At 51.4% G+C, this 23,982-nt stretch carries 19 protein-coding genes and 2 rRNA genes; 16 read left to right on the top strand and 5 right to left on the bottom strand.

The annotated features are described in order from the left end of the window. Positions 1–216: 216 nt before the first annotated feature. Positions 217–3,103 (top strand): 23S ribosomal RNA (locus HQ393_RS09930). 164 nt (positions 3,104–3,267) lie between these two features. Beyond that, positions 3,268–3,381: ribosomal RNA gene (rrf, locus tag HQ393_RS09925) — 5S ribosomal RNA — on the top strand. A gap of 222 nt (positions 3,382–3,603) precedes the next feature. Here rrf and HQ393_RS09920 read toward each other — a convergent pair. After that, complete coding sequence (locus tag HQ393_RS09920) at positions 3,604–5,037, bottom strand: cryptochrome/photolyase family protein (protein ID WP_179355053.1); 1,434 nt, start codon at positions 5,035–5,037, stop codon at positions 3,604–3,606. Between the two features lie 161 nt (positions 5,038–5,198). Here HQ393_RS09920 and HQ393_RS09915 point away from each other — a divergent pair, with 161 nt between their 5' ends. The 9 genes from HQ393_RS09915 (at position 5,199) to HQ393_RS09875 (ending at position 14,004) form a co-directional block, all read left to right on the top strand. Further along, on the top strand, positions 5,199–5,573 hold the full coding sequence (locus HQ393_RS09915) for a GntR family transcriptional regulator (protein WP_179355052.1): 375 nt from the start codon (positions 5,199–5,201) through the stop codon (positions 5,571–5,573). Continuing rightward, positions 5,570–6,445, top strand: coding sequence for an ABC transporter ATP-binding protein (locus tag HQ393_RS09910; protein ID WP_179355051.1), 876 nt, complete (start codon positions 5,570–5,572; stop codon positions 6,443–6,445). Before HQ393_RS09915 ends, HQ393_RS09910 begins: the two co-directional genes overlap by 4 nt. Before the next feature lie 167 nt (positions 6,446–6,612). After that, the gene (locus tag HQ393_RS09905; protein ID WP_179355050.1) at positions 6,613–7,797 is read left to right on the top strand and encodes a hypothetical protein; all 1,185 of its coding nucleotides are present in this window, start codon (positions 6,613–6,615) and stop codon (positions 7,795–7,797) included. A 214-nt stretch (positions 7,798–8,011) separates the two neighbouring features. Further along, positions 8,012–8,584 (top strand): YqgE/AlgH family protein, encoded by a 573-nt coding sequence (locus HQ393_RS09900; RefSeq protein WP_179355049.1) that lies wholly within the window; start codon positions 8,012–8,014, stop codon positions 8,582–8,584. A gap of 164 nt (positions 8,585–8,748) precedes the next feature. Continuing rightward, a complete protein-coding gene (ruvX, locus tag HQ393_RS09895; RefSeq protein ID WP_179355048.1) occupies positions 8,749–9,177 on the top strand; it encodes a Holliday junction resolvase RuvX in 429 nt (142 codons plus the stop codon). A 119-nt stretch (positions 9,178–9,296) separates the two neighbouring features. Then, on the top strand, positions 9,297–10,259 hold the full coding sequence (locus HQ393_RS09890) for an aspartate carbamoyltransferase catalytic subunit (protein WP_179355047.1): 963 nt from the start codon (positions 9,297–9,299) through the stop codon (positions 10,257–10,259). Then, positions 10,259–11,545: a dihydroorotase gene (locus tag HQ393_RS09885; RefSeq protein WP_246307874.1), complete on the top strand. Its 1,287-nt coding sequence runs from the start codon at positions 10,259–10,261 to the stop codon at positions 11,543–11,545. The genes HQ393_RS09890 and HQ393_RS09885 overlap by 1 nt, the downstream gene beginning before the upstream one ends. 243 nt (positions 11,546–11,788) lie before the next feature. Continuing rightward, a complete protein-coding gene (locus tag HQ393_RS09880) occupies positions 11,789–12,394 on the top strand; it encodes a cold shock and DUF1294 domain-containing protein (protein ID WP_179355046.1) in 606 nt (201 codons plus the stop codon). Between the two features lie 299 nt (positions 12,395–12,693). After that, on the top strand, positions 12,694–14,004 hold the full coding sequence (locus HQ393_RS09875) for an erythromycin esterase family protein (protein ID WP_179355045.1): 1,311 nt from the start codon (positions 12,694–12,696) through the stop codon (positions 14,002–14,004). Between the two features lie 73 nt (positions 14,005–14,077). Here the strand turns inward: HQ393_RS09875 and HQ393_RS09870 are convergent, their stop codons facing one another. From HQ393_RS09870 to HQ393_RS09855, 4 genes are all read right to left on the bottom strand, one after another. Beyond that, the gene (locus HQ393_RS09870; RefSeq protein ID WP_179355044.1) at positions 14,078–15,235 is read right to left on the bottom strand and encodes a D-alanyl-D-alanine carboxypeptidase family protein; all 1,158 of its coding nucleotides are present in this window, start codon (positions 15,233–15,235) and stop codon (positions 14,078–14,080) included. Between the two features lie 181 nt (positions 15,236–15,416). Then, positions 15,417–18,227, bottom strand: coding sequence for an ImpA family metalloprotease (locus HQ393_RS09865; protein ID WP_179355043.1), 2,811 nt, complete (start codon positions 18,225–18,227; stop codon positions 15,417–15,419). Positions 18,228–18,349: 122 nt separating this feature from the next. Continuing rightward, entirely contained in the window at positions 18,350–18,499 is a 150-nt protein-coding gene (locus HQ393_RS09860) for a hypothetical protein (RefSeq protein WP_179355042.1), read from the bottom strand. A 39-nt stretch (positions 18,500–18,538) separates the two neighbouring features. Then, positions 18,539–19,369: a PhzF family phenazine biosynthesis protein gene (locus HQ393_RS09855; protein ID WP_179355041.1), complete on the bottom strand. Its 831-nt coding sequence runs from the start codon at positions 19,367–19,369 to the stop codon at positions 18,539–18,541. A 344-nt stretch (positions 19,370–19,713) separates the two neighbouring features. Here HQ393_RS09855 and pcnB point away from each other — a divergent pair, with 344 nt between their 5' ends. From pcnB to panC, 5 genes are all read left to right on the top strand, one after another. Continuing rightward, on the top strand, positions 19,714–21,078 hold the full coding sequence (pcnB, locus tag HQ393_RS09850; protein ID WP_179355040.1) for a polynucleotide adenylyltransferase PcnB: 1,365 nt from the start codon (positions 19,714–19,716) through the stop codon (positions 21,076–21,078). After that, positions 21,079–21,561 carry a 2-amino-4-hydroxy-6-hydroxymethyldihydropteridine diphosphokinase gene (gene folK / locus HQ393_RS09845; RefSeq protein ID WP_179355039.1) on the top strand — a complete coding sequence of 161 codons (483 nt, stop codon included), beginning with the start codon at positions 21,079–21,081 and terminating at the stop codon, positions 21,559–21,561. A gap of 129 nt (positions 21,562–21,690) precedes the next feature. Then, the gene (panB, locus tag HQ393_RS09840) at positions 21,691–22,485 is read left to right on the top strand and encodes a 3-methyl-2-oxobutanoate hydroxymethyltransferase (protein ID WP_179355038.1); all 795 of its coding nucleotides are present in this window, start codon (positions 21,691–21,693) and stop codon (positions 22,483–22,485) included. Beyond that, positions 22,485–23,111, top strand: a complete 627-nt coding sequence (locus tag HQ393_RS09835) for a transglutaminase-like domain-containing protein (RefSeq protein ID WP_179355037.1) — start codon at positions 22,485–22,487, stop codon at positions 23,109–23,111. The genes panB and HQ393_RS09835 overlap by 1 nt, the downstream gene beginning before the upstream one ends. Before the next feature lie 18 nt (positions 23,112–23,129). Next, positions 23,130–23,969: a pantoate--beta-alanine ligase gene (gene panC / locus HQ393_RS09830; protein WP_179355036.1), complete on the top strand. Its 840-nt coding sequence runs from the start codon at positions 23,130–23,132 to the stop codon at positions 23,967–23,969. Positions 23,970–23,982 lie beyond the last annotated feature (13 nt).

The following is a 23,982-nucleotide window of genomic DNA, read 5'->3' as shown; positions in this document are numbered from 1 at the left end:
GAAAGACATCTGTATCGTTCTTTAACAAAATAGAAGAAGTAATATCTCCTAATTAAACAATGTGAAAACAGGGTGACTTGTTTTTACAGTAATAAATTGGGTTGATTGTATCTGCTGATGTAAAAGTCAGCCGTTGAATAGCGTGAGAAACTATTCAACAAGTCGTAAATACGAAACTCTGACCAAGAGTACGGTAAAACGTGTTTGAGGTTATAGGATCAAGCGAATAAGTGCATCTGGTGGATGCCTTGGCGATGATAGGCGACGAAGGACGTGATAGCCTGCGATAAGCGTGGGGGAGCTGGCAAAGTGCTTTGATCCCACGATTTCCGAATGGGGAAACCCGGCCCTTTTGGGTCATCCTTGACTGAATACATAGGTCATGTGAAGCGAACGCGGTGAACTGAAACATCTAAGTAACCGCAGGAAAAGAAATCAACCGAGATTCCCAAAGTAGTGGCGAGCGAAATGGGAAGAGCCTGTACGTGATAGCAGTCGTGTTAATAGAACGGAATGGAAAGTCCGGCCATAGTGGGTGATAGCCCCGTATATGAAAACACAATTGTGGTACTAAGCGTACGACAAGTAGGGCGGGACACGAGAAATCCTGTTTGAAGATGGGGGGACCATCCTCCAAGGCTAAATACTCATCATCGACCGATAGTGAACCAGTACCGTGAGGGAAAGGCGAAAAGAACCCCGGGAGGGGAGTGAAATAGAACCTGAAACCGGATGCATACAAACAGTGGGAGCGGACTTGTTCCGTGACTGCGTACCTTTTGTATAATGGGTCAGCGACTTACGTTCAGTAGCAAGCTTAACCAAATAGGGGAGGCGTAGGGAAACCGAGTCCGAATAGGGCGCATAGTTGCTGGGCGTAGACCCGAAACCAAGTGATCTATCCATGGCCAGGATGAAGGTGCGGTAACACGCACTGGAGGTCCGAACCCACTAACGTTGCAAAGTTAGGGGATGAGCTGTGGATAGGGGTGAAAGGCTAAACAAACTTGGAAATAGCTGGTTCTCCTCGAAAACTATTTAGGTAGTGCCTCATGTATCACTGACGGGGGTAAAGCACTGTTATGGCTAGGGGGTCATCGCGACTTACCAAACCATGGCAAACTCTGAATACCGTCAAGTGCGAGCATGGGAGACAGTCCTGGGGTGCTAACGTCCTGGGACAAGAGGGAAACAACCCAGACCGCCGTCTAAGGTCCCAAATGATCAATTAAGTGGAAAACGAGGTGGGAAGGCATAGACAGCCAGGATGTTGGCTTAGAAGCAGCCATCATTTAAAGAAAGCGTAATAGCTCACTGGTCGAGTCGTCCTGCGCGGAAGATGTAACGGGGCTCAAATTGATAACCGAAGACGCGGATATGTACGATGTACATATGGTAGAGGAGCGTTCTGTAAGCCTGTGAAGGTGTCTTGAGAAGGATGCTGGAGGTATCAGAAGTGCGAATGCTGACATGAGTAGCGATAAAGGGGGTGAAAAGCCCCCTCACCGAAAACCCAAGGTTTCCTGCGCAACGTTCATCGGCGCAGGGTGAGTCGGCCCCTAAGGCGAGGCAGAAATGCGTAGTCGATGGGAAACAGGTTAATATTCCTGTACTTGGTATAAGTGCGATGTGGGGACGGAGAAGGTTACCTCAGCCAACGGTTGGAAGAGTTGGTTTAAGCGTGTAGGTGTGTGGCTTAGGCAAATCCGGGCTGCTTTAACACTGAGGCGTGATGACGAGTCTACTTGTAGACGAAGTGAGCGATACCCTGCTTCCAAGAAAAGCCACTAAGCTTCAGCTTATATTGAACCGTACCGCAAACCGACACAGGTGGGTAGGAAGAGTATTCTAAGGTGCTTGAGAGAACTCGGGAGAAGGAACTCGGCAAATTGACACCGTAACTTCGGGAGAAGGTGTGCCTCTAGTAGGTGAAGGTGTACAACCGGAGCCCAATGAGGCCGCAGAGAAATGAGGGCTGCGACTGTTTATCAAAAACACAGCACTGTGCTAACACGAAAGTGGATGTATACGGTGTGACGCCTGCCCGGTGCTGGAAGATTAAATGATGGGGTGCAAGCTCTTGATTGAAGTCCCAGTAAACGGCGGCCGTAACTATAACGGTCCTAAGGTAGCGAAATTCCTTGTCGGGTAAGTTCCGACCCGCACGAATGGCGTAACGATGGCCCTACTGTCTCCTCCCGAGACTCAGCGAAGTTGAAGTGTTTGTGAAGATGCAATCTCCCCGCTGCTAGACGGAAAGACCCCGTGAACCTTTACTGTAGCTTTGCATTGGACTTTGAAGTGGTTTGTGTAGGATAGGTGGGAGGCTTTGAAGCTGGAACGCTAGTTTCAGTGGAGCCGTCCTTGAAATACCACCCTGACCCCTTTGAGGTTCTAACCTTGGTCCGTTATCCGGATCGGGGACCGTGCATGGTAGGCAGTTTGACTGGGGCGGTCTCCTCCCAAATTGTAACGGAGGAGCTCGAAGGTCGCCTAGGTACGGTCGGACATCGTACTGATAGTGTAATGGCAAAAGGCGGCTTAACTGCGAGACCGACAAGTCGAGCAGGTGCGAAAGCAGGACATAGTGATCCGGTGGTTCTGAATGGAAGGGCCATCGCTCAACGGATAAAAGGTACTCCGGGGATAACAGGCTGATTCCGCCCAAGAGTTCACATCGACGGCGGAGTTTGGCACCTCGATGTCGGCTCATCACATCCTGGGGCTGTAGCCGGTCCCAAGGGTATGGCTGTTCGCCATTTAAAGTGGTACGTGAGCTGGGTTCAAAACGTCGTGAGACAGTTTGGTCCCTATCTGCAGTGGGCGTTGGAAGTTTGAGGGGGGCTGCTCCTAGTACGAGAGGACCGGAGTGGACTGACCTCTGGTGTACCGGTTGTCACGCCAGTGGCATTGCCGGGTAGCTAAGTCGGGAATAGATAAGCGCTGAAAGCATCTAAGCGCGAAACTAGCCTCAAGATGAGACTTCCCTAGGTCTTTAAGACCTCTAAAGGATCGTTCGAGACCAGGACGTTGATAGGTCGGGTGTGGAAGCGCAGTAATGCGTTAAGCTAACCGATACTAATTGCCCGTGAGGCTTGATCCTATAACCTGAGACGCGTTAAGCGACTGATGGTATAATCGACCCAATACAAGTTAAGAGATATGAGATCAGTTGATGAGTGTAGCGAGTCAACTGATTGTTAAGACTTCTTCTATTTCGAGTGGTTGTTTGCACAAAAGTGAAAACAGCTAACTCACCCAGTTTTGTCTGGTGACCATAGCGAGGTGGTCCCACTCCTTCCCATCCCGAACAGGACAGTGAAACGCCTCAGCGCCGATGATAGTGCGGATAGCCCGTGTGAAAGTAGGTCATTGCCAGACTCCCCTAAAGAAAGCCCAGCTCAATCGAGCTGGGCTTTTTGCTTTGCGCTGAGGGAATGAAATACTGCTGGGTCTATTCTTTAATGCACTGTAGTTATTGAATCCAATGAAGGTACTGTGGTGGTGTATGTGTTTGGGTGTATGTGTTTGTAAAAAAGCCCAGTGTGCTGACTGGGCTTTTTGCTGGAGTTTTATCGTCTGGGGCGTAAGGAAAGGTGGGATTTATTCGCCTTTCGCGCCCTTAAATAAGGCTAGCGCGGCTTCGCGTTGCTCGGCGTGATCGACAATCGGCGGGAAGTAGTCGGTGTCTTGCAGGAAATTGGCCGAGCGACGAATGCTGGTTTTCGCTTCCCACGGTGCGTGGATTGCTTCATCGGGCAGGTCGGCCAGCTCTGGGCAGTAACGGCGAATGAATTTACCGCTGGGGTCGAATTTTACCGATTGCGAAACAGGATTGAAAATACGGAAATACGGTTGAGCATCGCAGCCCGTTGACGCAGCCCATTGCCAGCCACCGTTATTGGCCGCCAGATCAAAGTCGAGCAGATGCTCGGCAAAGTATTTCTCGCCCCAGCGCCAGTCGATCAACAAGTCTTTCACGAGGAAGCTCGCCACAACCATGCGCAAGCGATTGTGCATATAGCCGGTTTGATTGAGCTGGCGCATTGCCGCATCCACCAAGGGATAGCCCGTTTCGCCACGACACCAGGCCGCAAATAACTCGGGGTGATTGGGGAAGGGTAGATCGTCGTATTCGGGCTTAAACGCATGCTCGGCCACATCGGGGCGGTGCCACAAAATCTGCTGATAGAACTCGCGCCAGATTAGCTCAGAAAGCCAAGTTTCCGCACCTGCACCTCCATGATGAAAGGCATAGCTGACCAATTCGCGGATCGACACCGTACCAAAGCGCAAATGCGCCGATAGGTAGGAAACGCCTTTCACCGCCGGAAAATCACGCGCTTCTTTGTAATTATCGATACGGTTTTTGAAGTCTTCAAATAGCTTCTCGCCGCCACTCATGCCGAGCGGAATTTTCATCTCGGATAGATTGGTTTTGGCAAAACCCAGCTCTTTGAGCGAAGGGAAATACTGCGCCTTCATCGGCATTAGTTTGTGAATGACTTTATTTACCGGCCACGATTTCATCGCCTTGCCGTCGAGCTTGGTCAGCCACGCGCGTTTGTACGGCGAGAACACACTGTACATCGTACCCGACTGCGTCAGTACTTCATCTTGCTCGAAAATAACTTGGTCTTTATAGGTATTGAAATAGCGGCCTTGCTGTTTAAGCTTCTCAGCCACATACCTATCACGCTGGATGGCAGCTGGCTCGTAATCGCGATTGCAATACACCGCACTTGCTTCATATTGTTCGGCCAAAGCGGGGATCTCAACGAGCGGGTCACCGTGGCGAATTACGATATCGGTGTTGTATTGTCGCAGCGCAGTTTTGATGTCTTTGAGCGCTTCCCAGATAAATTCAACACGGCGATCTTGTTTGGGTAAACCCGCCAAAATCGTCGTATCAAACACAAAAGCCAGCACCACTTGATCGGCATTTTTCAGGGCGGTATACAGCGCTGCGTTATCAAAAATACGCAAATCTCGGCGCAACCAAACTATGGCTGTTGTACTCGTCGCGGTGGCGGTCATGGTGTTCTCGTTTTTAACTCAATACCGAATGGTAGCGCATTGTGCGCCTGTGCTGGCGATGTTCCAGCGTCAGGCGCAAAGATAACAAGCCAAGAAAGAAATCTTGACTGTATTTGTGTATTAACATAATAATACACATATACCCATTTCGGAAGCCCGGCATGTTTGTGCTGAACCCCAATTTACCCACGCCCATTTACCGGCAAATTCAAGATCAGGTGCGCCGTCTGATTGCTGGCGGACAGCTCGCGCCCGGTGATGCTTTGCCCTCGGTGCGCGAAGTCGCCGAAGCGCAAGCGGTCAATCCAATGACAATTTCCAAAGCCTACAGCTTGCTCGAAGCCGAAGGATTGCTTGAACGTCAGCGCGGCAAACCGATGACGGTGGCGGCTCTGTCCAATCAGAGCCGCACAGCACAAGCACAAATTATCCCTTTATTGCAAGACCTGATTGTCGCCGCGCGCCAGTTGGGACTATCTGATTCAGAACTGATTCAGGCGCTGAGCGCCGAACTTCAACAGCAGGAGCAATCATGACAGATGCTATTCTTTTCGCCCGTGATATTGCATTGGGTGCAGTTCATTGTGCGGGGCAAACATTGCAAATTGCACCGGGGCAGGTTGTGGGCTTAGTCGGCAAAAATGGGGCGGGCAAAACTACCTTGTTGGACGGCTTATTTGGATACACTTTACTTAATGCGGGGCAATCGCAAGTGTTTGGTCACGACCCTACCGCATTACCTAAAGAAATTTGCAGTCAGATTGGTTTTGTTGCGCAGCAAGATGAATTAATGCCTTGGCTTACTGGTGAAGAAATGCTCAATGCCGCTGCGCTATTTCAAGCTCGCTGGAATGATGAGCTGGTCAATCGTTTGGTGATGAAATGGGGGCTGCCGCTAGGACAAAAAATTAGTTCAATGTCAGTAGGAGAGCGACAGAAGCTGGCTTTGGTCGCAGCAATGGCGCATGAGCCGCAATTATTGGTGATGGACGAACCCGCCGCTAGTCTGGATCCGCTATCCCGCCGTGCGCTCATATCAGAATTGATTGATATTGTTGCCGATGGAAAACGCTCAGTACTACTGTCTAGCCATATTTTTAGCGATATTGAACGTGTTGCTAGTCATTTATGGCTATTAGAACAAGGGCGCTTTTCTTATCAAGGGGAACTTGATCAGCTAAAAGAATCAGTCGTGCGCGTACATTTCATAACACCATTATTGGTGTCAGGGGATCTGCCGCAAACTACGCAGGCCGTCATTCGCACAGAAATGTTTGCTACAAGTGAAACTTGGGTGATTAACGGATGGAATGAGGCGATGGCCATTGAATGTGCTGCGGCGATTAGATCCCCGTATCAAGTCGAGGCCCTAAGTTTGGAGGATATTTTTGTGGAGTTATCGCGATGAATATCATACTCAAGCTTATTCATGATTGGCGTAATCCGAAAATCAATGCTCAGCGAAAATGGTTATTTCTACAATTATGGGGTGCCACCAGTAATCAACGCCTATGGTGGTCTTTGGGCTACGGCGTTATTTGGTTAGCAATTTTATGGCCTAGTGCCACTGCGCAAGTGCAAAAACCATTTTTGCTTATGCTTGGCATGCTGGTCATGGGAAAAAGTGCTGCGGGGGCAGTTTTAATTTCCAAACTCCAAGGCCAACATGCTTGGCATCATCGTGAATATTCGATCCCATTCAAACAGGCATTGGCTCAATTTGTCTTTGTTTGGGCTCTGCTGCCGGGAGCTTGCAATTATCTGCTACATCACGATCAGCATATGCTGCTTATCTTTGTGTTGGTTGTGCTAAATCTTCAATTTGGCGCCCTCACTTTTCCACAGCAATTACAACATTCAATGTCCTCAATTAATGTGGGGTTTAAAAATGCGCCCAATCTTTTAGCAGGCATGGCCGTATGGCCGAGTTTGATTTTGATCTTTTATTGCGCATTTAGACCCATTGGTGCTGCGGTGTATTTGCTTGCGTTCGCTTTGGCTATTTCTTGGGCGTGGGCGATGTTGAGATTTGGCCTACCAAACGTTATGGCTAAACCCAAAGTTCAAACCAGCGTAGAGCGACAATTTCAGCGTAAGACTAAACGCGTATTTATTTTTCAGCTTGAGGCACTCTTGGGTTTTCCTCTTACCCCCAAGGGCATGGCAAAACCGATCGGATTTTTTTTCATGCCATTATTATTTATGTTTGTCGTTTTCCACTGGCAAGGGAGTTTTAACCAAATGGTTGGCGCAGGATATGTTTTTGCGATGCTAATACCGCAGACGATTGCACTGACTGCGCGTGGACGACGTGTGTGGCCTATGGCTTGGCTATCTTGGAGGCGAACCCGCTCACAACTATGGCGAGATGAAGAGCGGGGTTTTGGATTGGTATTGGTTGTGATGACGGTCCTTGGTGGCGCAATTGTGTTGGCCGTGGGGGGCGATCAACTGAATCGAACTATATCCGCTGCGCTGCTCTTTGTGTGTGGGGCTGCGATGTTGCGTTATGCAATGCAGTGTTTTGATTGGCTAGTGCTGTTTGGAAATAAACTTAACACTGGATCGTTTGCAATCTCAGTAGTTTGCATTATGCCGATTTGGATGGTAACAACGAATATTTGGACTTCGGCAAATAGCTATCGAATTGGCATGTTGACACTTTGCTATGCTTTTGCGGCGATTGCGTTAGGATACGCGGCACGCCGCAAAGCATTGCGGCTCGATTTAGGGGAGATGCGACGACTGCAAATGGGCTAGATAATGGCGTTGTCATCAAATTAAGTTGTTTGAATAGTAGAATAAATTGGGTATCTTAATGGGGGCTAATTTTTTATTGGTCTGCATGAAGATACCCTTCTAATTATTTATTTGACCGTCGGTGGACTGGAGTACTCCTCTCGATATTTGAGGTAAAAAATGATCATCATTTTCGGCGCAGCAGGCGCGCAAAAGCTATGCGATAATTGCGGCTATGGAAAATACCGCTGAAATGAATCTCTCGCGTCACTTTCTGGTGGCGATGCCCAGTTTGTCGGACCCGATTTTCGCGCGTTCGCTGATCTTGATTTGCGAGCACACGGCTGCAGGCGCGATGGGGGTGATATTGAATCGCCCGGTCGGCATGACGCTGGAATCTTTGTTTGAACAAATCGAAGTCGAGTTGCATCGCCCGGATGTGGCCGAATTGCCGGTGCATTTTGGTGGCCCAGTGCAGACCGATCGCGGCTTTATTTTGCATTCACCCTTGGGGAGCTGGCAGTCTTCGTTGGCGGTAGGCGACGATTTGGGCTTGACCACGTCGCGCGATATTTTGACAGCCGTGGGCGAAGGCAGCGGGCCCGAGCAGATGTTTGTGGCGCTGGGCTTTGCGGGCTGGGAAGCGGGGCAACTCGAGAACGAAATCGCAGAGAACTCTTGGCTGACTGTACCGATGAGCGATATGAAAATCCTGTTTGAAGTGCCGTCGGAAGAGCGGTATGAGGCGGCGTTGAAGTTGCTGGGGATTGATGTGGCGATGCTATCCAAAGACGCAGGCCACGCCTAAAAACGCCCTATGAAGCTACTGCGCCCCCACTTATCTGCGTCGTGCGTTGCTCGCAATCCTCATGGACTCGATGTCCATTCCGGTTGCTGCGCTACTGGCTCCTTGCTAATTGGCGGCTCGCTACGCTTCCTATCGGCGTTTTTCCCTGAACAAGATGGTGTGGCATGAGTACGATTCTCGGTTTTGATTTTGGTGAAGTGCGCATCGGTGTGGCGATGGGCTCGACTGAGTTGGGAATAGCTCATCCGCTGGAAACGATTGCGTTTGAAGAAAATGATAAGAAATTTGCCCGCATTGAGGCGCTGATTAAAGAGTGGCAGCCCAGCGCCTTGATCGTCGGTTTACCGACGCATCTAGATGGTACCGAACACGAAATGACGCGCTTGGCGCGTAAATTTGCTAATCGCCTTACGGGGCGATTTAATTTGCCGGTGCATTTGGTTGATGAACGACTATCGAGCGCGGGCGCGACGCAGGCTTTGAATGAAGTGGGCTTGCGCGGTCGCAAGCAAAAACCGGCGCTCGATCAGGTGGCGGCGATGCAGATTTTGCAGTCCTACCTCGATCAGCCCGATCAAGTGGTAAAGAATTAATGGGGTATTGCTTTCAAGTCAAATCGATCATTGATTTTGCTGGTAATACCTCGTGCAGTATTAGAGCTAGAGTCTAGCTAGCAATTTTGAAGTGCAGTAATCAAGCCGCGAGGATGCTGATGTATAACCCGCAATTAAATGCCCAAGGTGAGCTGATTCACCTCTTGACCACCGAAGGTCTGCCGCGCCGTATTTTGAACCAGATTCTCGATAAAGCAGCCGAATTTGTGTCGGGTGGCGAGCTGGTGAACCAGAAATTTGCTGATCTGGCCGGTACTTCGGTGTTTAACCTGTTTTTCGAAAACTCGACGCGCACACGTACGACGTTTGAAATCGCCGCCAAACGCTTGTCGGCCGATGTATCGAGCTTGAATATTCAAGCGTCTAGCACCGCCAAGGGCGAAACGCTGCTCGATACCGTGCACAATCTGGAAGCGATGGGCGCCAATTTGTTTGTCGTGCGCCATTCGGAATCAGGTGCGGCGCATTTGATTGCCAAGCACGTGAAGCCGGGCATTGCGGTGGTGAACGCTGGTGACGGCCGCCACGCGCACCCGACGCAGGCCATGCTCGATATGTTTACCATTCGCCATTACAAAGGCGACTTTACCAATCTGCGCATTGCGATTGTCGGCGATGTACTGCATAGCCGCGTGGCGCGCTCGCAAATTCATGCGCTGTCGACTTTGGGTTGCCCCGATATTCGCGTGATCGCACCGAAAACCTTGCTGCCAACCGGCGTCGAAAACCTTGGTGTGCATGTCTATCACGATATGGCCGAAGGCCTGAAAGACGTCGATGTGGTGGCGATGCTGCGCCTGCAGAACGAGCGCATGGCGGGGGCTTATTTGCCGAGCACGCAAGAGTTCTTCAAATATTATGGCCTGACGCCAGAAAAACTCGCGCTAGCCAAGCCCGACGCGATTGTGATGCACCCAGGCCCGATGAACCGCGGCGTAGAGATTGACTCGGCGGTGGCCGATGGCGATCAGGCGGTGATCTTGCCGCAGGTGACTTTTGGTATTGCCGTACGCATGGCGGTATTGAGCATCGTAACTGCGAATCAGAAAGGGCTACTGTGATGAAACTGGACATGAAGCATATCCATATCAAAAATGGCCAACTGGTTGATCCTTTGGCAGGCACGGAAAACACCGGCGATTTGTTTATTGCCGACGGCAAAATTGTCGGCGTCGGTAGCGCGCCTGCGGGTTTTGTTGCTGATGAAGTGATTGATGCGACGGGTCTGGTTGTCGCACCGGGGCTGGTTGATTTTGCCGCGCGCCTGCGCGAGCCGGGTCAGGAGTACAAAGCAACGCTGGCGTCCGAAATGGCTGCTGCGGTGGCAGGTGGGATTTCGAGTGTCGTGTGCACGCCCGATACCGATCCGGTGCTCGATGAAGTCGGCTTGGTGACGATGCTGCGCCAGCGTAGTAAAACGCTCGATCTGGCGCGCGTGTACCCAGTCGGCGCTTTAACCCGTGGCCTAAAAGGCGTTGAGATTACCGAAATGGCGCAGCTGCATGAAGCGGGTTGCGTGGCATTCTCGCAAGGCGATGTGCCAATTGCCGATCTGCAGGTGCTGTATCGCGCGATGCAATACGCGGCCAATTTTGGTTTCGAGTTGCGCCTGCGCCCTGAAGAAGCGTCACTGGTAAATGATGGCGTAGCGCACGATGGTCCTTACGCATCGCGCCTTGGCTTGACGGGTATTCCAGTGGTTGCCGAAACCATTGCGATTGCACAAATCACGCAATTGATGCGCGCCACTGGTTGTAAAGTGCATCTGGCGCGCGTGTCGAGCGCGGCGGGCTTGGAGCTGATTCGTGCGGCGAAAAAAGAAGGTTTGAAATTAACCTGCGATGTGAGTATCAACCATATTCACTTGGTGGATCTGGATATTGGTTTCTTTGACAGCCAATACCGTTTCGATCCACCGCTACGCTCGGTGGCAGACCGCGACGCGATTGTGGCTGCGCTGAACGATGGCACGATTGATATGATTTGTTCAGATCATGCGCCGGTGGATGACGACGGTAAATTGCTGCCGTTTGCGCAGGCTGAACGCGGCGCAACCGGGCTAGAATTGCTGTTGCCACTCACCTTGGCTTGGGCGCGCGCCAACAAAATCGCTTTGCCGCAGGCTTTGGCCAAAATCAGCTCAACGCCGGCCAAAGCGCTGGGCTTTGAGGCTGGTTTAGCCCTTGGTCAGCGCGCCGATTTGGTGTTGTTCAACCCAGAAGCCAGCTGGTATGTGATTCCTGAAAAACTCAAATCACAAGGCAAGAACACGCCTTTTATTGGCCATGAAATGATCGGCAAAGTGGCGAAAACCATAGTCAAAGGCAAAGTGGTGTACTCGGCCTAACAGGCGGTTGAAAAACGACTGCGAGGCCCAAACGCTGCGTTAAAAAATGGCTCAAAATCCTCATTTACTCTATGTAAACTCTGGTTTTTCGCCATTTTTTGCCTTGCCTTTGAGCCTCTCGCTACCTTTTTCAACGACCTGCTAAGCTGACGCAGGTTTCATTAAAGTTAAAAATAGATTTGTCATCATGGTAGGAACTAAGGGCGACAGAGTTGTCGCCCTTTTTTTGACTCAGGGAAAAGCATGAAAAAAGGTAAGTTGGTGCAATGGAATGGTGCAAAAGGCTTTGGTTTTATTCAAACCGAATCAGCCGAGCGCGTGTTTGTTCACATTAGTACGCTCAAGCGCGCTGGTTATTTCCGCCCCAAGGCCGGTGATGTGGTGCTGTTTGAACAGGGCACGGACGCTAAAGGTCGCGTGCAAGCCATTTCGATTGCGCCGAAAAAAGGCGGACAGGCGCAAGCTGCGAATAGCGCAAACAGCAAAAAAGACATGATTGATTATCTGATGTATGGCTTATTGCCGCTGTTTTTGCTGATGGTGTTGAGCTCGCCCACGCGCCTGCTGCTTGGTGCGCTGGTATTGATGTTAAGCGCCTTGGTATTTGGCATGTACTGGTTTGATAAACGTCAGGCGAGCAAAGGCGGCTGGCGTGTTCCCGAGGCGAATTTGCATATGGTGAGCTTATTGGGCGGCTGGCCTGGTGCTTGGCTGGCGCAGCAAAGCTTGCGGCATAAAACCCAGAAAACGACGTTTCGCGTGGCATTTCTGGCGTCAGCCATGTTGAGTGTGGTGGGGCTGGCGTATTTAATCAGCGAAAAAACTTTGCTGGCTGCTTGGGCGCTCTAATCGACTTGGTGCTTGCGCGATGGATGATGCCGCGTTTTGTTGGATCTTACTCAATTAGCGATAGAGAATTGAATTGGTGGTGGGTATTGCTTTCTATTCCTTTTGAATAATTGGCTGCATAGCTATACCCATGCTAAAAAAGGCTGAACTACGGTTCAGCCTTTTTTACGTCTAGCAATTGATTGGGGGTGATGGATCTAATTGTTGTCGTTTAAATATTGTGATATCCGTAATTTTGACGAAGCTGTTGTGTTAGCTTTCGTATATCCTATTGGCTTGATACGTGATAGGGGTGAGATATGCGTCGATATGCACTAGGGGTGGTGCTGGGTTTAGCACTCGTTGGCTGTGGGGAAAAAGCGGATACCAATCAAGCGACTAAAGCGGCCAGCAGCGTCAATGCTGCTGCATTGGCCGGTGTACAAGCGTGGCTCAAAGACCATATCAGCCCATTGACGACTTTGGATGCCAATACCGCCAGCGATCGGCAAGATTTAGCTGCCTTTGGTGACGCGGTGGGCAATGCCCGTGTCGTCGTGCTCAATGAAGATAGCTACGCCGATAGTAATGCCTTCGAGCTGATGAATCGTTTGGTGCAATACCTGCATCAAGACAAAGGCTTTGATGTTTTGCTGATTGAAAGCGCGATGTTTGATGTCGAAGCGATTTGGCGTAGTGCAGTAGATAAAAATGCCAGCGCAACTGATCTGGCGCCGGGTCGTGTGTTTTATATGTACTCGCAAACCGATGCCAGCCGCAAGGCCTTGCAATACATCGATAGCGTACGCACTAGCGAACGCCCTTTGCAGCTAGTCGGACTCGATATTCCCTTGGCAGGCACCACGTCGATCAATGAATTACTACCTGCGCTGGAGCAATACCTGAAGCAAAAAGGCTCCAATTTACCGGCAGATGCTGCATGGGCGGATTACCTGACGGTGGCGAAAAAAGCGATTTCGCTCAATAGCGCAGGCTCAGATTTGACGCAATTTAGCAAAATGTCGGCGCAACTTGAGACCGAGCTATGCCAAGACAAGGTGACTGCGACAGTGATGCGTGAATCGGCGAGCTGGTGGTGTCGTCAGGTGCGTGGCATCTCAACCAATGTGATTCGTCAGCAGCATCAGGATGATAAAAACTACGATTACCGCGATACGGCGATGGCCGATAATGTGAGCTGGTTGTTGGAAAACCCACTGCAAGGCAAAAAAGTGATTGTCTGGGCCAATGCCTCGCACGGTATTCCGGCGGTATCGGGCGTGAATCCCGAAACCAAGAAAGAAATCCATACCCTAGGCTGGCATTTGCAAAAGCAATTGGGCCCGCAATTGTATAACGTGAAGATTTCGCCTTTGGGTGGTCAAGTGAGTCGCTATTGGGATACGGGCGAGCAGCCGGTGCAAATCGACCCCGCTTCATTAGAAGGGCAGTTAAAACAATTGGGGCAGAAACAAGGCTTTATCAATGCGCCGACCGATGCTGCGATTCTGGCGCAATTTGATCAAATCAAAAAACCATATGCATTTGGTAAAGATGTGAATGGCTTGTTCTTCTACGATGCGGCATTCGCCGCGCACCAAGGCAGCCATCCGATTTTGCCTTTGCCTTGATACGATTTGATCGCTAAGAAAAAAGCCCTGCAAGTATTTTTGCAGGGCTTTTTTATGGCATTTCGCGACTGAATTAGCCAAAGAGGCCTTTCCACCACAAGCGGATCGTATCCCAAGCGCGGCCAAAGATGCTGGCTTCTTCCACTGCCGCCACTGCGACCACGGCGCGCTCGCTGAGTACTTTGCCATCGAGCGTGATTTTCATCGTACCCACTTGCTGGCCCACTTTGATCGGCGCAATCAGTGGTTGCTGAGTGGTGAGGTCAATTTTCAGTTTGGCCGCATCGCCTTTCGGGACGGTGATGTATTGATCGATCATAAAGCCAACACCAACCTGAGCTTCTTTACCTTTCCACACCGGCACTTGCTGCACGGCTTGTTTGGCAGCGTAGAGCTTGGGTGTTTCGAAAAATTGGGTGCCCCAATTGAGCAGTTTTGATGATTCAGCTGCGCGTACTTCAGGGCTAGCCGTACCCACCACCACGGAAATCAGACGGCGATTGTCGCGATGCGTTGACGCCACCAGATTGTAACCGGCGCTTTCGGTGTGGCCCGTTTTCATGCCATCAACAAAGGGGTCGCGGTACAGCAGCAGGTTGCGGTTAGGCTGGCTGATGTTGTTGTACTTGAATTCTTTCATTGAGTAGATGTGATAGAACTCAGGGAAATCCGTGATGATAGCGTTAGCCAAACGTGCCAGATCGCTGGTGGTGACATGCAGTGCAGGGTCGGGCAGACCCGTTGAATTGGTAAAGTGCGAGTCATGCAAGCCAAGGCGTTTACCTTCGGCATTCATCATTTGCGCAAACACTTCTTCGCTGCCGGCAATGGCTTCAGCCAGTGTCACGCAGGCGTCATTACCCGATTGCACGATCATGCCTTTGATCAGATCATCGACCGTGGCAGGGACTTTCGGGTCCAGATACATGCGCGAACCTTCGGTCTTCCAGCCTTTAGGCGAAACCAGCAAGGTTTGCTCTAGCTTGAGCTTGCCTTCTTTGACCATTTTGAAGGTGATGTAGGCCGTCATCAATTTGGTGAGCGAGGCGGGCTCGACCTTCATATCAGGATCGCGCGCGGCTAAGATTTGGCCGCTTTGTTTGTCGTACAGATAATAAGATTTAGCCGCGATTTCCGGTACGGGTGGCACGAAGGCGTGCGCAATTGAGCTAGAGAAAACGGCGACAAGCGCTGTCGCTACAATAGTGTTTTTCAAAATTTGGCGCGGCATGTTGGGGGTCTTTGCTGAAAAGAAAGGTAAGTTTTTTGTGTCGCTCATTATACGGGCAAACCGTTACAAAAGACTGTGAAAACGACGAATTGTTCCGCGTCAACGGGCGTAATTGTTTGCTATTGCTTCAAGCAAAATAAAGGCCTACAAAATTGCAGGCCTTTAAGTAATTCGATTGCAGTTAGAAAGGATAGGCTGGCGTGCTGGCCGAGATATCCAGCCATTGGCCCGTGCTAGGCTGATTGTGCTTGCCGGCAGGCAGTGCGTAAAACTGCTCAGGCAAGATTGCCAAATTCAAATCCGCGACCGAGTCGAGCGCCGTTTGCGTGAGTGTAATGCCATACATCGCAAAGATATTGCGCAAGTCTTTGCCGATGATTTTTGAGCTCAATACATACAAGAGATCGGGGTTGCTGATTTTATTGTCGGCGAAACGACTCATGGCATATTTACCCTTGTTGCTGCTATCCCACGCTTGTGCGACGAGGCGGTCTGACTTGGTCAGTAGTGTGAAGTAATCCAGCGTACTTTCCATGCTCGGCTTGGCTTCATTTGCACGATATTTGCTAAACAAAAATCCCAATTGGAAATGCACCGCACGCATCGGGTCTTGGCCATTGGCCATATCCCAAAGTCGCGTCTGCATATCGAGCACTTTGGCGTTGCCGGTCAAACCCGTGGCGCGATTCGCAACGATGTCTTGATATAGGCCCGGATGATCGGTGGTGTGGCCGGTATCGACTCCGATCAATTTAAACTGACGCATCATCTGTGCGCTGGCCAGGATATTGTTGTCGCATTCGACCACGCAGCCTTTGCCGTTAAATTCAATATGCATCACACGTTGTACGGTATTGTGCCCCAACTCATGCGCATGACCCCAACCTGTGCCACTGACCCCCGCAAATCCATCCGATGGATTGCCCGAACACAGATAGCCACAAGTTGCGATCCAGCCAACAAAATGCTGCACGCCCGGTGCGCGGTGGATTGGCCCGCTGCAATCCCAGCCAAATTGCGTACACAGCGACGAAACATTGCTGCTCATTGGCATGTTGTTGTAGCCATTGGCAATATGATTGGAGTCGAACAACATCCCTTTGATTTGATCAACGATATACACCTTCGGGTCGAGATTACCCATGGCGTCATTGGCATAAAAAATTGTTTGCTGGATTTCGCCGCCGACCAGTTTGGCCGTTTGCCAGCCAAAATCTTTGCGTTTCAGTGCTGCGATGGCTTCGTCAATATCGGCCTGACTTTGCGCTTTGGTGAAGTCGAAATGCGCATATTTAGCGCTGCCACGAATTTTGAGCGTTACACTACCACCAGCCGTTGCGCCACTGTATTTCAGATAGAGCGGCCCACCATTGGGCGAAACAAAGGCTGTTTCGCCACTGGCATTCAGTGGAATCGCAAATGATTGTGGGCGGCGAGGGCGTTTATAGCCTTCGCTGACATTGTCGGTGAGCGGGTTACCCCACGCGCGCAAATAGTTGGTTTGAATGCTAAGGCCGCTGGCGTTGTTACGATCCACAATCTCGATAAAGACTGCTTTGCCGGGCACGGCTGCGCGGCCAATCGACGTAATGCCGCTACCCTGTGGAATCGTGACCTCAATGCTTTCCGCGCTACTGCTCACCGGCAGGCTTTGCGCAGCTACCGGCATAAAATCACCCTGACCCGCAGTGGCCACAGTGGTGTCGGTGCGATTAAACGCCAGCCATGAGTCTGCCGCGTAGGTGCGCAGGAAGTCGCCCGGTGCCGTGTCACGATTGATTTTGCCGTACTGAATCTCGGGGCGATATAAATCGGCCCAAAGTACGAGCAGGCGATACAGATCGGTGGTCGGGTCGGCAAAAATATTAAGACCGTTACCCTGCATCACTGCCAGTTCATTGTGAATCTGCGTAATCGGGTTGGTAACGCTGCTGTCTTGGCTGAGTGCCAGCTGTGGCTTATCTTGCGCCATGAGATTGAGCGTTTGCACCAGCGCACTCATCTGATCACTTCGTTTGACGATGTCAGCCACGGTTCGCGTGCTACCTATCGATACCCCCGCTGCTGCAGCAAAATAATTACCCGGATAATCGCCCAGCTTCATGCCCATGCCAGCCAGCACTTTGCGTCCGCCCGCCGCGTCGATCCAGTTTGGGTGCATATAAATAACGGCCTTGCCGTTTTCCATGTATTTACGCACTAAGTCTGATAGCGCTGGGTCATCTCTAGTGCCACTACCAAACACCAGTACATCAGCATCTTGCCAGCAGGTATTGCTGCTTAAAGTTAGATCACAAGTGATGGCTTGGGCCGTTTTACCTTGATTGGTAATCATTTTGCTGACATTGGCAGCGGTATAGCCTGCGGTCGCAAATTTGACATTGGCTGGCAGAGGGCCAGCGGCTTTACCGGTCACAACCCAGTTAAAGGCGCGCGTAAACAGGGGCGTGTGTTGTGTTTCCCGCGATTGATTGGCGATCCAGCTTAGTACATCGGCACCATAGGCTAGCCCGCGGCCTTTGCCATATTGGGCAATGGCGGCCATGCCGCTGCCATCGTCGGCGGTTAGTAGCGGGGTCGCAATGGTGCGGCTGCCGATATTGATTTCGCTACTGTTGGTTGTGTGGTTAAGCGTTAGATTGACTGCACTATCAGCAAAAATATCCGCAATCGCGCCATTTTGATTTTGCTTATAACGATCAGCCAGTTGAGTCGCTAGCTGCAAGAAGGTACTACGATCGGCTGCGGTCAAACCTTTGACGCTACCTAGTTGCAGCGCTTGTACGATCGGATTGCTGCTGTTGGATGTATTACCTGTTGTGCCTGTCGTATTCAGTGTTGGATTAGAAATAACCTGATCAAGCGTCGTACCGGAGCTGCCGACCCCTGGGTTGGGGCTACTTGTGGTGTTGCTGGAGCTGCCCGAGCCACCGCCGCCGCAGGCCGATAGCAGGCCCGTGCAGAGCAGGGCTGCAATGTATTGGATTTTCATGGTTTTTTCGCTCGCGAGGAGTTTTTATATGGTTTTGCGCGAGCACGATTTTAGTATTTATTAGTAATTGCTGATATATCTGCGCAGCATATTTTGCTGCGCAGTGTGGGTTAAATCACAATTTATGATGGATTGTCGCTATTTATTTCGCGAGCTTGATGTGGTGCTTTCACGGTGCGATGGTTTTGGGCGGTGAGGGTGACGGTGAAGGTTAAGTCGCCGCATTCAGCGCTGCGGCGACTTTGCCAATGTGCCTTATTCTGTTGAGGCATGTTTTATGGCGTTAACGTGCAAGTAAACGGGAGATCGATTTAAATATTGAATTCACCCGTCCCGATTTGTCTCACTTTACCCCCTACCTGTATTTGTCCATCCGCCTTGATCGATAGGCTTAAGCGAGCAATACGGTTAATGCCATGCCCTTGTTCCATATTGAGCTGCACAGGCAATGGCGTGTTTTCCGCCAGTAGCCAGCCGCCCAGATTGGCACAGGCCGAGCCTGTGCCAAAGTCTTCGGCTGATTGGCCGTGTTGCGACCAGAAATAACGCGCGATCACCGTGTCGCCTTGCTTGGCCCATACCAAGGCGCCTGAACGACCTTGATCATTCAGTGCAATGCGCTCAAACGCCGCCAAATCGAGCACGCAACGCGCAACGCTCTCGGCGCTATCGAGTGGCACAATCAATTGCTCCGAGCCGGTGTTCACAAAGCGTGGCGTGCCGATGATATGGTGCGCGTCAATATTCAATGCGGCAGCCAGTTGCGCGGCGTTGGGCCCGGCGCGATAGCTCGGTGCGTTGGCCGAGAGCGTGATTTGATCGCCCGCGATCTCGACTGGAATCACGCCCGCTTTCATTTCTAGCGTCAGTCGATCACGCCCATTGGCCAGTGTAAATGCCGTCCCCAAGGTTGGGTGGCCGGCAAAAGGCATTTCGTAGCTGGGCGTGAAAATGCGCACGTGTGCGTCGGCGATGTTGCTAGGGCGTACAAAGGTGATTTCGGACAGATTCATTTGCTGGCCCAGTCGACACATGGTGTCGTCGCTGAGCGTTTCTTCGTGCTTAAATACCGCCAAAGGGTTGCCAGACCAAATGTCGTCGGTCACAAACACATTCACCAATTGATAGCGCAAAACAGTCATCGCAAATCTCCTTAAATGCTAAACCAAAAGTTTTCACGCATCGTTGCCTCGCCTCGCCGTACTAGTTGTACTGTCTTCGGCTTAGCGCCTTGCTTGAAAACTTCTGCAAATCTACTTATGTGAGTATGTGGCCAAATAGTAGCAGCCATATGCTGTTTCACTAAATACAGACTGGGGGTATTTGCACCGCAACAGTTGCCAGCGTGATAAGTGGCGAAGTTGGCTCGTGCTTAAAGTGCTGATCTACGAGCTTTTATCGCGGCAATCGGGCGCAAAAACGATACGTAGCCACATTGCGCTTGTATAATGTGCGGTTTCGCCCACTGGCTAATCGATAAAAGCTCATGATTCGTAAACTGATCGGCAAGGTGCTGCGTCGCCCAGGCAAACGTATTTTGCACGCCAAACACTATGGCATTCGTCGCGATCAACTGCATTCTGGTGCATTGAAAGTCTGTGATCGTCTGCAAGATGCGGGCTACGAGGCTTATATCGTCGGTGGCGCTGTACGCGATTTATTACTTGGTAAATCGCCCAAAGATTTTGACGTCGCGACCAGTGCGACGCCCGAGCAAGTTCGCCATGTATTTCACCGCTCGCGCATTATTGGCCGCCGATTCCGTATTGTGCATGTGCCGTTTTACGAGCGGGGTGGCGAGGAAATCATCGAGGTGACGACTTTCCGCGGCAACGCCGAATCGCCCACCGACGCTACCGGCCGCATTATTCGCGATAACGTGTATGGCACGTTGGAAGAAGACGCCGAGCGTCGCGACTTTACCGTCAACGCGCTGTATTACGACCCCAATAGCGATGAAATTATCGATTTCCATCACGGCGCGGATGATCTGGAAAAACAACAGTTAGTGATGATTGGTGATCCAGTGAAACGGTATCACGAAGACCCGGTGCGTATGCTGCGCGCGACGCGTTTGTCAGCCAAACTCGGTCTGCAAATCGCCGCCGATACCGCCAAGCCGATCAAAGAACACGCGCAATTGCTGGAAAACATCCCATCAGCGCGTTTGTTTGATGAAATGATGAAGCTCTTGCTGTCGGGCAAGGCGTGGGATTGCCTGCAAGCCTTGCGCGCTTACGGCCTGCATCGCCCGCTGTTTCCGCTGCTCGATAAATTGATGAGCCAGAAAGAAACCACGGCGTTTTTGAAACAAGCACTGCTCAATACCGATCAACGCTTGGCGGAAGACAAACCCGTGTCGGCCGGCTTCCTGTTTGCCGCTTTGCTGTGGCATGAAGTTGAAGCGGGTTGGCAAAAGAAAATCGCTGCTGGCGAGCATAAAGTGCCCGCTTTGGTTGAGGCGATGAATGATGTCGAAGCCAAAGTGACCAAACGCTTGGCGATCCCAAATCGCTACAGTGCGGCGATGAAAGAAATCTGGCTGTTGCAGCCTCGGTTCGAGCTGCGCGCCGGACAAAAACCGTTCCGACTCTTGGAGCAGCCGCGTTTCCGCGCTGCGTACGACTTTTTACTGTTGCGCGCAGAATGCGGTCTGGTCGAAAAAGAATTGGCCGAGTGGTGGACGCAATTTCAAGCTTGCGATGATGACACACGCGAAGTGTTGATTAGCCAAGCGATTGCAGCGGGCAAGGGCGGTGAGGTTGAAAAATCGAAACGTCGTAAACGCTCACGCAATCGTAAGCCAGTGGGTAAACCGGCTGCGGCCAAAACAGATACTTCACAAAGTTAAATGACGATTGCTTTTATTGCCTTGGGCGCCAATCTGGGCGACCCAAGCGCGCAACTGCGCGATGCGCTGCGCCGGATTGCGGCTTTGCCCGATACCCAACTTCTTGCTCATTCCTCGCTGTATGCCAGCGCGCCAGTGGGCTACGCGGATCAGCCCGATTTCGTCAATGCAGTGTGCGCGGTAGAAACCGAACAGCCCGCCGCTGACTTATTGGCGGCCTTATTGGCGATCGAATTGCAGCAAGGCCGCGAGCGTCATTTCAAAAATGCACCGCGTACGCTGGATCTGGATGTGATTTTGTATGGCGATCAAATCATTGATTTGCCACAGCTCCAAGTACCCCATCCCCGTATGCACGAGCGCGCCTTTGTTTTACTGCCTTTGCTGGAAATAGCCCCTGATGCACAAATCCCGGGGCGTGGTGCGGCGGCGCAATTTATTGCGGATGTGATTGATCAGGAATTATTCCGTTTAGATCAATAAACCATAAATTTCACGATGGTATAAAAACAGTCGATTTTAATTGCCGACTGCTTTAGCATCACTAGACTGGTTTAATTTCTGCGTTGCACCATCAGTGCACTTCAAACAAAAACGGCCTGATTACCCATCATGAAAACGACTCTTTCTACCCTAAAGAAAATGAAGCAGGATGGCGCCAAAATCGCCATGCTCACTTGTTACGACGCCAGCTTTGCCACCTTACTCGATGAAGCGGGTGTGGATATTTTGCTGGTTGGTGATTCGCTCGGCAATGTGATTCAAGGTCATAGCACCACGCTGCCGGTGACTGTCGACGATATGGTTTACCACACCAAAGCCGTCGTGCGCGGCACGCAAAAAGCGCTGGTGCTGGCTGATCTGCCCTTTGCCAGCTATCAAGCCTCACATGTGCAAGCGTATGAAAACGCGGCGCGCCTGATGGCGGCGGGTGCTGAAATGGTCAAAATCGAAGGCGGCGCAGTGATGGTCGATACGGTAGATTTTCTGGTGCAACGCGGTATTCCGGTCTGTGCGCACATTGGTTTGCAGCCGCAATCGGTGCATGTGTACGGCGGCTACAAAGTTCAAGGCAAGACCGCAACCGAAGCTGAAATTCTCAAGCGTGATGCCTTGGCGCTGCAAGCCGCCGGCGCGGCGATGGTGCTGATGGAAATGGTACCGGCCAGCGTGGCTGCCGAAGTGACCGAATCGCTGTGGGTGCCGACCATCGGTATCGGCGCGGGTGTGCAAGTCGACGGCCAAGTGCTGGTGCTGCACGATATGCTCGGTGTATATCCAGGTAAAAAAGCGCGCTTTGTGAAAAACTTCATGGGTAGCGGCGTGACCAGTATTCAGGGCGCGGTAGAAGCATATGTGAAAGCGGTGAAGGCTTTGTCATTCCCGACGGAAGAACATAGCTTTTAATGCTGAAACTCGACCTCAATCACACCTCGCTCAGCACGGCCGAAATGGCCGAATTTCTGTGCGCGAGCGAAGTGATTGATTACACCACGCCAGCGGTAGCCGCCTTGGCTGGATCTCTGGCGCAGCAAGCCGCCACCCCGCTGGCGCTGGCGAAACTGAGCTTTGAGTGGGTGCGCGATCAGATTGCGCATTGCAATGATTTTGCGCGCGAAGAAGTGCCCGTCACTGCATCCGAAACTTTGGCGCTGGGCACGGGTTTTTGTTTTGCCAAAAGCCATCTCTTGGCCGCCTTGCTGCGCGCCAACGGCATTGCCTGTGGCTTTGTTTACCAGCGTTTGACGGTCTCAGGTGCCAATCCCCCGTTTTGTTTGCATGGCCTCAATGCCGTGTATTTGCCCGAGCTGGGTTGGTATCGGTGCGACCCGCGCGGTAATTCCAAACCCACTGTGAATGCGCAGTTTGCCCCACCCGACGAATTGCTGGCTTATCCCGTGACAAATGCCGGTGAGTGTCTGTACGATGGCGTCTTTTCTCAACCTTGGCCTGCGCTGATGACTGCGCTGCGCCAGTGCGAAACGGTCAGCCAATGGCGCGCTGCGCCGATCGATGTTTTGCCTCCTTTATAAATTTGTGATGATCCGATTATGAAAATTATCCATACCATTGCCGAATTGCGTGAATGGCGCAAAACCGTCGGCACCGTGGCATTTGTCCCCACAATGGGCAATCTGCACGCGGGGCATATGTCGCTAATCCATGCTGCAAAAGAGCAAGCAGCACATACCGTGGTGAGTATCTTTGTAAATCGCTTGCAATTCGGTCAGGGCGAAGACTTTGATCGCTACCCACGCACGCTGGAAAGCGACGCGGCGATTATCGAAGCCAATGGCGGCGTAGATGTGATTTTCGCGCCGGATGAAAAAGAGCTGTATCCGAACGTGATCCAGCAATATCAAGTCACGCCACCGGCGATTTCGGAAGAACTCTGTGGCGCGTTCCGCCCGGGGCATTTCCGTGGCGTCGCGACTGTAGTGACCAAATTATTCAATATCGTCCAAGCCGATGTCGCATGTTTTGGCAAAAAAGACTACCAGCAACTCGCCGTGATTCAGGGTATGGTTGCCGATCTCAACGTGCCGATTCGCATTGTGCCGGTCGATACTGGGCGGGCGGAAGATGGTCTGGCACTGTCTTCGCGCAATGGTTTCCTCAATGAATCACAACGCGCCGAAGCGCCACGGATTTTCTACCATCTAAGCCGCATGAAAACCGCGATTGAAAAAGGCGAGCGCGATTACTCCAAGCTGGCGATCGAAACCGTCACCGATTTGCGCGTGCGCGGCTGGTTGGAAGTGGATTACGTTGAAACGCGCAATGCGCAAACTTTGAAGCCAGCGGCGAGCACCGACAAGCATTTGGTGATCTTGATCGCTGCACGCATTGGCACGACGCGTCTGATTGATAATATCGAAGTGAATCTATAAATCAGAACAGTCG

The organism is Chitinibacter bivalviorum, from assembly GCF_013403565.1.
GTDB lineage: Bacteria > Pseudomonadota > Gammaproteobacteria > Burkholderiales > Chitinibacteraceae > Chitinibacter > Chitinibacter bivalviorum.
The sequence above is the reverse complement of the archived record's forward strand: the minus strand, read 5'-3'. Positions and strand labels throughout refer to the sequence as shown.

Bases quoted from the DNA above. Each gene is read 5' to 3' on its own strand.
- HQ393_RS09910 (WP_179355051.1), top strand. From the start codon at position 5,570: ATGACAGATGCTATTCTTTTCGCCCGTGATATTGCATTGGGTGCAGTT.
- HQ393_RS09875 (WP_179355045.1), top strand. From the start codon at position 12,694: ATGCGTCGATATGCACTAGGGGTGGTGCTGGGTTTAGCACTCGTTGGC.
- folK (WP_179355039.1), top strand. From the start codon at position 21,079: ATGACGATTGCTTTTATTGCCTTGGGCGCCAATCTGGGCGACCCAAGC.
- panC (WP_179355036.1), top strand. From the start codon at position 23,130: ATGAAAATTATCCATACCATTGCCGAATTGCGTGAATGGCGCAAAACC.
- HQ393_RS09885 (WP_246307874.1), top strand. From the start codon at position 10,259: ATGAAACTGGACATGAAGCATATCCATATCAAAAATGGCCAACTGGTT.
- HQ393_RS09835 (WP_179355037.1), top strand. From the start codon at position 22,485: ATGCTGAAACTCGACCTCAATCACACCTCGCTCAGCACGGCCGAAATG.
- HQ393_RS09880 (WP_179355046.1), top strand. From the start codon at position 11,789: ATGAAAAAAGGTAAGTTGGTGCAATGGAATGGTGCAAAAGGCTTTGGT.
- HQ393_RS09870 (WP_179355044.1), bottom strand. From the start codon at position 15,235: ATGCCGCGCCAAATTTTGAAAAACACTATTGTAGCGACAGCGCTTGTC.
- HQ393_RS09900 (WP_179355049.1), top strand. From the start codon at position 8,012: ATGGAAAATACCGCTGAAATGAATCTCTCGCGTCACTTTCTGGTGGCG.
- HQ393_RS09860 (WP_179355042.1), bottom strand. From the start codon at position 18,499: ATGCCTCAACAGAATAAGGCACATTGGCAAAGTCGCCGCAGCGCTGAA.
- HQ393_RS09915 (WP_179355052.1), top strand. From the start codon at position 5,199: ATGTTTGTGCTGAACCCCAATTTACCCACGCCCATTTACCGGCAAATT.
- HQ393_RS09920 (WP_179355053.1), bottom strand. From the start codon at position 5,037: ATGACCGCCACCGCGACGAGTACAACAGCCATAGTTTGGTTGCGCCGA.
- pcnB (WP_179355040.1), top strand. From the start codon at position 19,714: ATGATTCGTAAACTGATCGGCAAGGTGCTGCGTCGCCCAGGCAAACGT.
- HQ393_RS09865 (WP_179355043.1), bottom strand. From the start codon at position 18,227: ATGAAAATCCAATACATTGCAGCCCTGCTCTGCACGGGCCTGCTATCG.
- HQ393_RS09890 (WP_179355047.1), top strand. From the start codon at position 9,297: ATGTATAACCCGCAATTAAATGCCCAAGGTGAGCTGATTCACCTCTTG.
- ruvX (WP_179355048.1), top strand. From the start codon at position 8,749: ATGAGTACGATTCTCGGTTTTGATTTTGGTGAAGTGCGCATCGGTGTG.
- panB (WP_179355038.1), top strand. From the start codon at position 21,691: ATGAAAACGACTCTTTCTACCCTAAAGAAAATGAAGCAGGATGGCGCC.
- HQ393_RS09855 (WP_179355041.1), bottom strand. From the start codon at position 19,369: ATGACTGTTTTGCGCTATCAATTGGTGAATGTGTTTGTGACCGACGAC.